Source organism: Endozoicomonas euniceicola (genome assembly GCF_025562755.1).
Lineage (GTDB): Bacteria > Pseudomonadota > Gammaproteobacteria > Pseudomonadales > Endozoicomonadaceae > Endozoicomonas_A > Endozoicomonas_A euniceicola.
On the sequence record NZ_CP103300.1, the window covers coordinates 4,054,397 to 4,064,572 of the forward strand.

At 47.9% G+C, this 10,176-nt stretch carries 5 protein-coding genes; 1 reads left to right on the top strand and 4 read right to left on the bottom strand.

All coding sequences use genetic code 11. From position 1 onward, the window contains the following. Positions 1 to 40 precede the first annotated feature (40 nt). The 3 genes from NX720_RS16470 to NX720_RS16480 all read right to left on the bottom strand — a co-directional run bounded on the left by NX720_RS16470 (position 41) and on the right by NX720_RS16480 (position 6,392). On the bottom strand, positions 41 to 2,863 hold the full coding sequence (locus NX720_RS16470) for a M16 family metallopeptidase (RefSeq protein WP_262595980.1): 2,823 nt from the start codon (positions 2,861 to 2,863) through the stop codon (positions 41 to 43). 69 nt (positions 2,864 to 2,932) lie between these two features. After that, positions 2,933 to 5,389, bottom strand: coding sequence for an outer membrane beta-barrel protein (locus NX720_RS16475; protein ID WP_262595982.1), 2,457 nt, complete (start codon positions 5,387 to 5,389; stop codon positions 2,933 to 2,935). Between the two features lie 244 nt (positions 5,390 to 5,633). Next, entirely contained in the window at positions 5,634 to 6,392 is a 759-nt protein-coding gene (locus tag NX720_RS16480; RefSeq protein ID WP_318654051.1) for a Nif3-like dinuclear metal center hexameric protein, read from the bottom strand. A gap of 97 nt (positions 6,393 to 6,489) precedes the next feature. Between NX720_RS16480 and NX720_RS16485 the strand changes: the two genes are divergently transcribed. Further along, positions 6,490 to 7,608, top strand: a complete 1,119-nt coding sequence (locus NX720_RS16485; protein WP_262595983.1) for a S1C family serine protease — start codon at positions 6,490 to 6,492, stop codon at positions 7,606 to 7,608. On the opposite strand, the gene NX720_RS16490 is transcribed toward NX720_RS16485, so the two are convergent. After that, on the bottom strand, positions 7,605 to 10,073 hold the full coding sequence (locus NX720_RS16490; protein ID WP_262595985.1) for a TonB-dependent receptor plug domain-containing protein: 2,469 nt from the start codon (positions 10,071 to 10,073) through the stop codon (positions 7,605 to 7,607). The two genes, NX720_RS16485 and NX720_RS16490, sit on opposite strands and share 4 nt — an antisense overlap. Positions 10,074 to 10,176 lie beyond the last annotated feature (103 nt).

Here is a 10,176-nt window from a genome sequence, read left to right on the forward strand (position 1 = left end):
GCCCCGGTAGTTACCCGGGGCCCTCTATATTACTGCTGTATTAACTTTTCTTCTCAGGAAGAAGCAGAGCGTCAATAACATTATTGGTACTGAGGATGGTGCTGGCCATTGGCTGAAGATCGGCTGGAGTCACATCTTTCAACCAGTTCAGGTAACTGCCCGGCAACTCCTGATACTGATCATCGGCGGCCATTTGAGTCAGCCACCGGTAGCGGTCATGATAACTGATGGCTTCCGGCTGCAGGCCACGGATGATCTGCTTACGAACGGTACTCAACTCATCCTGAGTCACCCCATTGGCAGCAATTTCAGCGATAATATTTAACGCCATGTCCTTCAGCTCATCGGCTCGCTCAGGCTGATGAGAGTAACTGATCATGCCGTAAGCCTGCTGGCGGGATCGCTCCAGAGAAATACCGAAGCGTGCGGTATAAACCCCGCCGGCTTTTTCACGTAACTGTTCACGCATTCGCGTAGACACAATACGTGAGAGCAGGTAAGCCTTGTATTCCGCTTCATCACTGAATGGGTAATCTGCATTAAACAGCACGCTGGTGATCCCTTGTGGTTCGGCACCGCCTTCAACAAGTACACGGTGCCTGCCGCCAGCCAGCTTGGGCAGAGAGGGTTCGTGATGAGACTGACCGGCAGGAAGGTGACCAAGGTAACGGCTGGCCAGATCAATCACCCGGTCGGCTTTTATGTCGCCAATGACTACTAGCTGATGCCCGTTTGCTGTGCCAAAGATCGTTTTGTAAGCTGCCAGTAGTTGTTCTGGCGTAATGGCGCGTAACTCGTCTGCGGTTATGGGTTGTATGGACGGTGTATTGACATACCGCAGCCGGTCAATTTTTTCATTGAATTGTGAGGATGGATTATCTTTGCGACGTTCAAGACTGCGCACAATGAAGTCCTGCTTAGCCTGCCATACCTCTTTATCCACCTGTGGTTTTGTCAGCATCAGGTTGAGATTTTGCAGCCACTGTTCCACCGCATCCTTACTGGTAGTGCCGAATACGCCCTGACTGCTCAGGTCTACATAAGGAAACTGACGTATATTATGGGAAGCATTAATCACCCCCAGTGCTTCAGAATCAAACCCACCGTAACCAAACGCAGACAGATTACGGGCCGCCAGTGTTGCTGCACGACGCTCAGATTGTGGTAGTTGCATCGTGCCACCATAACCCTGCCAGCGCAGTTGAACCTGATTACTCACCTCATCGCTGTACTGGAACCAGATTTGAGCACCGTTAGCCAGCGTCCACTTCTGAATTTCACCAAATTGCTGATGCTTAACTACTTTGGTTGCATCAGGCGTACGGGTAAATAACTTGTCGGGAATGATCTGCTGGTCAACCGCTGCTGGCGGGTTTGCCAGTGCTTTTTCCCATAATTGTTCAATTTTTTTAGCCGGTGGTTGTGCATTTCCGTGGCTGGTGTTTACCTGGGCAATGACCAGAGGCGCTCTTTGATGGACGACCTGCCTGAAGTGCAGATTTACGTCTTCAACCGTAATAGATGCCAGTAGTCGTTGTACTGTTTCATTGTCGTCACTCCAGTGAACCAGAGGCTGCCCTGTGCGTATCTGATTGAAAAGTCTCATCATCTGGCGACTGTTTCTAGCACCTTCAAGTCCGTCAGCGATTGTGCGGTAACGGGCAGAAATACTGTTTCGGGCGGTGTCCAGATCGCGCTGACTAAAGCCATGGGTAGCGTAGCGGCTTACTTCGCTGAACATTTCTTCCATCGCACTGAGGTATTGACCGTCTTTCAGGATCGCCATAACACGATTGTTGCTGTAGCCCGAAGCCAGAGGCATTGCACTGGCAACCATCTTGCTGATGGTGTCAGTTTCAGACTGATACTGCACATGCAGACGGTTATCCATCATGGTCATACTCAGGGTATTAAGCAGTTCTGCCTTGAGGTCATCTTCGGTGTAGACAACAGCCTGTGAACCACGCAGATTTATGGATAAAACTTCTGTGGTGATTTCGTTGTCCTGAATGGTGTCGAATGTCAGCATTTCCGGCAATGGCACCGTCAAATCCGGCCGTGCTGGCAAATCCCTGGCTGGCATAGGGGCAAAGTACTTGTTTAACAGTGCTTCGATCTGAGAAGCCTCAACACTGCCCACAACCAGTAATGTCATATTGTTCGGCTGATACCAGTCCTGGTAAAAAGCTTTGATACGGTCAGTCCCGATGTTTCGAACCAGATCCATATCACCGATAGGCTCCCTGTCACCAAAACGACTGCCTGCGAGAGTAATCCTGCGATTTGCAGTCCCAAGGCGCGCCATCATGTTCAAGCCACGCCGCCATTCTTCTTCGACAACAGGACGTTCTTTTTCTAACTCCTGCTGATCAAACGTCAAAGCACTGGCCTGCTGCGAGAACATGTTAAACGCTTCGTTCAACATACGTTCACTGTTGTCTGGCAGATGCAGGTAATAGGAGGTGGTGTAATATTCGGTCATAGCGTTCACATCACGCCCAAAGACCATACCCAGTGATTCCTGATGCTCAATAATGCTATTGCCGGGGAATTGCTCTGTGCCATTAAAAGCCATGTGTTCGACCAGATGAGCGATACCCTGCTGATCGTCGGCTTCATCCAGAGAACCGGCGTGTACAATCAGTTGCAGTGACACACGGTCAGCAGGCTCGGCATTAGGTAACACAATATATTTCATGCCATTGGCAAGAGTACCCTGATGAATATCGGAGCGTACTGGAAGTAATGTTGCCTGACTGGTAACCGGTGCACTCATTTGCGACGAAAAATCGGGGGATGAAATCTGGCTGCAGCCTGCCAGAAGCAGGCTCGCCACCAGCACACTCTGAGTCAATTTATTCATAAAGTCCTTTAGAAAAGAAAAACAGGTAGCGGAGCAAAAAGTCCGCTACTGAAAGGGCAGAGGGTGCTGTTACAGGCGCATGCCTACGCTGAGCCAGACTTCACGGCCTTTACTGTAATAGTTGTTGGTGAATTTGCTGCTATTGGCAATGCCTGAAGTAGAGACCTTCACCTGCCTGTTAAGCAGGTTGGTTACAGTAAGGCCAAGGGTTAACAGATTGTCTGCGACAGGAGGGGTCCAGGCCAGTTTTGCATCCCAGGTAACAAGGCTGCCCAGTTTCTCTTTGGACAATAATGAGACAGCTGTTGGCTTTCCATTAATGTCCCTGATTTCCTGACCTTTGAGCAAAGTTAAATCACGTCCTGCTTCATATCTGACCAGGTTGCTCAATGTTAAACCATAGTCTTCCAGGGTGGCGTTCAGGGCAAAAACTGCAGCGAGATCACTGTTATAACTGCCAGTGTCCATCTCACTGCGACGCATTAACTGACCATCCAGTTCAACCCACTCAATTTCGCTACCACTGTTAAGGTCATTTTGATCATCATAAACAGAGGTGGTGCTGCCAGAGCCGGTTGCATCGGTGTAGACCAATTTCAAATAGCCACCTATATCTGCTCCCAGCAACTGGTAGTTATCGATATTGCTGAATCGTAAGGAATAGATGTCACTGTCACTTTCCATGTTGTTATGTAGCTGGTCACGATCAAGTTTTGGATTGTAAACAAAAGACAGGCCATTTCTTTGCTGTCGACGCAAAAAGCCAGCATTGATTTCAACATTACCCAGTTGCAGATCATAATCGACGGTTAACTCATCAGAATAAGGCGTTTTAGCCTGATTAAGGTCAATTGTCTGATACCTGGTTACAGATCCGCAATCGTAGTCACCAGGGTTCAGACTGATATCATTACCACCGCCGGTTCCAATACAGTTGCGATAATCAGTTTGCAGGCCTCGTCTCTGGGAAGCCAGTGCCCAGCCCAGCAGGCTGCCACTATAGTATCTGGAAGCACCCAGGCTCAAACGGTTAATGCGGTCGGTTTGAAAGTCCCAGCTACCGTGAAAACGAGGTGCAACGGTGTTGTCATCAAAAAGTTCAATATGTTCAGCACGCAACCCAAGATTAAGAGTCAGTTTATTCCACTGCAAAGTATCGCTTACATACAACGCGTACTGGTTAGATTCAGCTTTATAATTACCTGCCTCTGTAACCACCCATGGATTGAGGTTTACACTACCATTAGCGTTGCTGGATTGAGAAAAATTATTAAATGCTTCGTGATATTGACCTTCAGCCGAATGAAGCGTGGCTTCAGAACCAATAGTTACCTGGTGCCGAACACTGGCAGTATAGAGCGCATTGAAATAATAAGCAGACTTGAGCTTGGTGCTGTTTTGGGTCTGGTCGAGATTACCGTAAGAACCGGAAGAGCTCAGATCAAATCCGTTGCGCAAGTCTAAATGGGTTTTGAAGTAGTCAACATCAGCCTTGCGTTCGTCTTTCAGCTGGTCAAACGCCACGGTGTTGCGCCATGCACCCAGGGTAAACTCACGATTCAGCTTCAAGGTGTAACCAAAACCGCCATGGCTGTTTTTATAATCACTGAACTCATCCGTATCGTCGGTAAAGGTATCGTTGAGAAACCGCTTTTCCGTAAACTTCGAATACCGCAACTCATTGCTGACCTCCCAGGCACCCAGCTGACCAAGGTGATTAATAAATGCGCTGGTGTTGGTTTGCTGCTGGTTTTTACGACCACCGTTATAGATGAGGGGGATATCCGATTCCTGCACGCTTAAGCCAAAACCCAGTTTGTGCAGTTCGGAAACCGGGCCACCGATGAACAGGTTATGAAAGCGTTTTTCGTATTGATCCTGGTATCGGCCATCACCCCAGCCAGGCCTTTGCAAATCCTTATTATCTGCGTCTAGAGTTGGATCACTGTTCCAGCTGCTCTTATTCATTTTATAGCTGTATTCTGCAACAAATGTATCCGTTGGCTTACGCAACTCTGCATTGATGATACCGCCGGTAAAGCTACCGTATTCCGGGCTGATATTACGATCCATTACCTCAACCGATTCCAGCAACTCAGTATCAAAGAAGTAACCTGAAGTGTGTCCGCCAAGTCCTCCTGCTTTATCAGCTGCGGCGAACGTTGAAATATTGTTGGTCGTTACACCACCAATCATATAATTGGTTTGATGGGTACGAGCATTAGCCAGAGAAATCTCTTCCGGTTTTATATCACCACCGCGAACAGAAGCCCGGGCATCATTGATAGCAATGCCAGGCTGAGTCTTCAGTAACTGTGACAAATTATTATTAGCGACGGGTGTCGCTTTGATTTCTTCACGATTGAGCAGTAAGCCATTCTCCTGCTCAATCGTTTGTGTTTCTGTTTCTTCGAGAACTGGGAGATTATTGTTTGTTGATGAGGGAGCTTCTGCAAGAACATTTGGAGCGTATATGACATATGCAATACTGGCTGCCAGCAACGACCGCAGTGAAATGAATTCCATTACGTACCTTTACTTCTTTTTTATCTAAAGCTGACGCAGATTATACGTTAATCATATATCTATGCAAGTGATAATCATTTTTATTTAGATTTATATTTATATCAATTATTGTACTGCCAAGGTTAGAAGCAGTGCCATAACTGGCAGGTGACGAGGACTTCTGCCTCGATATGGCTGATGCAATCAGACCTGTAGCGATGAGCCTGTCAAAATAGAACAGCTGGCGATGGCTTTATAGGCCACCCTAAACCGGAGACGCTATATCAACAAATAGATGTTCGATGTCGTATTCCTGCTCCAGCCATGCGCCCACCGCCTGAACGCCGTAGCGTTCAGTGGCATGATGACCGGCACTGAAGTAATGAATACCATTCTCCCGGGCAAAGTGAACCGTGGATTCCGAGATTTCACCACTCACATAAGCATCAACCCCCAGGGCGTGAGCCTGCTCAATCATCTTCTGCGCCCCGCCGGTACACCAGGCGACGGTTTTGATGTCATGAGAACCGCCTTCAATCACCAGAGGTTCCCGCCCCAGTTGTTGCTGTAACTGTTCTGATAACGCCTTAGCCGTCTGGGTTTTCCTCACGGTTCCCCAGTTACCTACAGGCCGTGGGGCAGAATCCATACCGCCTTCCGTTGACCATTGCATCAATGTTGCCAGCTGAGCGTTATTACCCATGGTCGGATGACCATCCAGTGGCAGGTGGTAAGCAATCAGGCTGATATTGTGTCGGAGTAATGCTTCAACCCGACGACGCTTCATACCGGTAATCGTGGCGTCTTCCCCTTTCCAGAAATAGCCGTGATGCACAAAAACAGCATCCGCTTGCAACTCGATAGCCTTGTCAATCAGTGCCTGACAGGCAGTGACTCCGGTGACAATCCGATTAATGTCCCGCTTACCCTCAACCTGCAAACCATTGGGGCAGTAATCCCTGAATAACCCCGGCTGAAGTTCATCATCCAGTCTTTCCATCAGCCTATTGAGGGAAATGCCCATAATTCGTCTCCTGTGACTCTATCGTTCCAAGCATGGATACCGGTATATTTAAGTATTCAACCATTATACTGTTTGACGGGTAGTTGCAGCGATCACCATGAAAAAAATTCTTTTACAGATTGGCCTTCCTGTTTTTCTTGGCCTGATTATTGGACTCCTGGTGATTGTCATCAAACCTGAGGTGGCCGGTTTTAAGGAAGATAACCTGACTGCTTTCTTCAGTACGCTGCTTAACCGCAGCAACCTGCTGGGAACGGGTCAGGTTTCCTATAGCCATGCGGTAAAAAAGGCAGCTCCGGCCGTGGTTAATATTGCCACCGCTTCCCTGGATCGTTCCGACGCATCGGCAACACCTATCCCGTTTCGCAATAGCCCAGACCAGGACGCCAGCCGGGGTTCAGGCGTTATTGTCAGCCCTGATGGCTATCTGCTCACCAATAACCATGTCATACAGGGCGCTGAGCGAATTTATGTTTCCATGCAGGACGGTCGGGAAGAAATCGCCTCGGTGGTTGGTCGTGATCCGGATACCGATCTGGCGGTATTGAAAATCGACCTGAAAGACCTGCCCAGTATCCACCTGACCGATTCCACTAAAGCAGAAGTCGGTGATGTTGTACTGGCGATCGGCAACCCATTTGGTCTTGGGCAGACCGTTACAATGGGGATTATCAGTGCCACCGGACGGGACGATCTGCGACTGAACACCTACGAAGATTTTATCCAGACTGACGCAGCCATTAACGTTGGTAATTCCGGAGGCGCCCTGGTTAATGCTTACGGTGAACTGATTGGTATCAATACCCTGTTGTTTACCCGTGGCGGTGGCAACGAAGGCGTAGGCTTTGCCATTCCTTCCAGAATGGCAGCGTTCGTGATGGAATCCATTATCAAATATGGGCGAGTGATTCGTGGCTGGCTGGGTATTGAATCCCAGCCTCTCAGTGCGCAGCTGGCTCAGGCTTATGATGTTAAAACCAATTCCGGCATCCTGATTTCCGGTGTCTATCAGGACGGCCCTGCGGATCAGGCAGGTTTGCGTCGTGGCGACATTCTGACCGGTATCAACAACATCAGCACCAGCGATGGCAACAAAGTCATGAACCTGGTGGCACAGGTGCCACCGGGAACCGAAGTCACATTGCAGATTCTGCGGGATAACCAACCCGTGGAACTGAAAGCACGAGTCAGTACACGCCCGAGAATGGTGAATTAAATGCTGAAGTTCACTCCGACCCAGTAGGCGCGGCCCATCTGTAAACGCTTATTTCGTGCCGTCTTAACATTCGGCATGTCATCAAGCAGGTTATTGACCCTGAAATCAATGCTGGCTTCGTAATCATCTGTTTTGATCAGTTGATACTTGGTGTTCAGATAGACAATTGTGGATGCTTTTAACTCGTTTTTATCATAAACATCGTATTTTTTACCATCAATTTCTTTATTCTTTCCGGTATCGCCAAGGTAAGTGTAAGCCCCGCGATATCGGGCACTGAGAGAAGTCATCAGACGTTCATTAAGCCAGTTGGTACTCCAGGAAACGTAAGCCTTAAAAGGTGCTGCAAAATTTTGCCGCCCCTGAATTTCGTACATTTCTGATAAAGAAATAATTTTGCCTTTGTAGTAAATATAAGTGTTTTCATCCTCTGGGTTAACGTTATCAAAGTAATTTGTCTGGCCCTTGTTTGTCGTTTCAGACCAGGTGACATTGGCATTGAAGAAGTGCCCTTTGTAGCTGCTGGACCATTCAATGGCATAACCGATGTAGTCCGTTTTCCCACCGTTAACCATTTCACGGTGATAGCTTTTTTTGTCGGCACTATAAATCTTTTCACTGCTGGAGAACTGCTTTTTATTCTTTCTTGTCACAGCTTTCAAACGCAGCGTCCCTTTCAGTGCAGTAGGAATCGTCAGGGCAGCAGTCAGCTCATCACTGTAAGGCGTATCCAGTTTCGATCCACTGAACTTGAGTGGATTTATCGTTTTATCAACATACCAGTCTCCCAGCTTGCCTGTGCTTTTATCATAATCCCGCTTATAACTATAACGACTGGGTTCTTTGCCCCGAATGACGTAGTCGACCATATTTTTGCCGTAATAGCGGTTGGCACCGAGGGTCAGGAAGGTGTCATCCATAAACTCCCAGGCGGCGGTGAAGCGAGGGGCAAGGTTAATATTTTTCAAGAAGTCATCATGGGATAACCGCGCGCCTGCACGAAGGCTGACAGAGCCGATATCCTGTGCGTACTCTGACCAGAGAGCCTGACTGTTTATTGCTACTTCGGCATCATAAGGGCTATAGCTCGTGTATTTTGTTGCGGCGTCGTAGGACTTACAGGATGGATCACCCGGTTTACACTCCCAGCTAATTCCATTGTCCGGTGTTTTAGCAAGGAAGTATGAATTGTGCTGTCGCCCGCGACTCTTTTTGACAATGGTTTGCTTCCATCGCGCCCCGTAACTCAGAAGCCCTGCAAGCAAAGGCGTTGACGCGTCAAAGTCCCAGGTGTAGTCCGTCTGAGTCTGATCCAGATCGCCAATACCACCTTCATAGCAATACGATGAACTACACCAGCCCGCAGTCGAGCCTGTCCAGCGAAACATATCATCAGGTGATTCCCGACTGGAATCATTATGCATAAATGAGAGTTTGGTATTCCAGTCAGTCTCACCCGAAACACCCTGTGCAGCCAGGTGCCCTTTCAGGCCGGTGGATTTGGAGTCAATATAGTTGTTATGACGGTTAGTCTGTTCACGATGACTGGTGTATGGGCTATACGCGATCTGACCATCGAAAGACAATGTGTCGCTGTGATCATAAACACCTTTCAGCAAAAAATTCTCTGATTTATCGTCATTAGGGTAGGTTCGTCCGCCGTAATTCTCATCTGCCTGATAGTAAACATTGGATTCAGCACGGGTATACGCAGTCAGAAAACGGAGTCGCTCACTCACAGGCAGATCAAAGGAAACAGAGCTGGAATATTTTTTGAATTCAGGTTCAATCCTGCCCGGTACTTCCCCATCAGCCAGAGTATCCTTATCCGTCTTATAGTGCACCATGCCATCAGACTGGTACCCTACTCTCAGTTTCATGCCAAATTCTTTTTTGGGTTCACGCACCTTGAAGTTAACAGCCCCCCCAATAAAACCACCGTATTTTGCCGACACATTGGAATCAAACACTTCGGTACTGCCAAGCAGTGACGGATCAACATAAAAGGTTTGGGATGTCTGCCCGGCGACATTATCAATAGAACTCTCGCTCTTGTTAGTCACATCATGCACAGAGTTAACCGACACCCCATCAATCATGATGTTATTGTCGTAGTAGTTGCCACCCGAAATAGAAAAGTCAGAAGGTCGTATGGACTGAATTTTTTCCCGGGTTGCCTGTCCGCGATTAGCATCATCCATCTGTACAAACGGCAATCGTTCCAGCAATTCGGTGGTATCGATACCTCCCCCTCTGCTGTTTTCGATGGACTGCTCATTAATGACGGAAACACCACTGTCTACCGGGTCATAACTTTCATATGAGGCCTCAACGGCTGTAGAACTTTTTACAACCACTGCCTTATCAACAACATCAATTTCCCCCAGCTCAATCGCTGCCGACTGAGCCATAACAACGTTAGAAGCACCAGCAAACAACGCCGAGTAAACCGCTTTTTTGTCCATTAATAACAACTACTTATGTCTGTGCAATGTAAATTCAGCGTTGCCCATCTTATTGATAATCATTATTATTAGCAACTTCACTTATTCACTTTTGTTAGGTTGT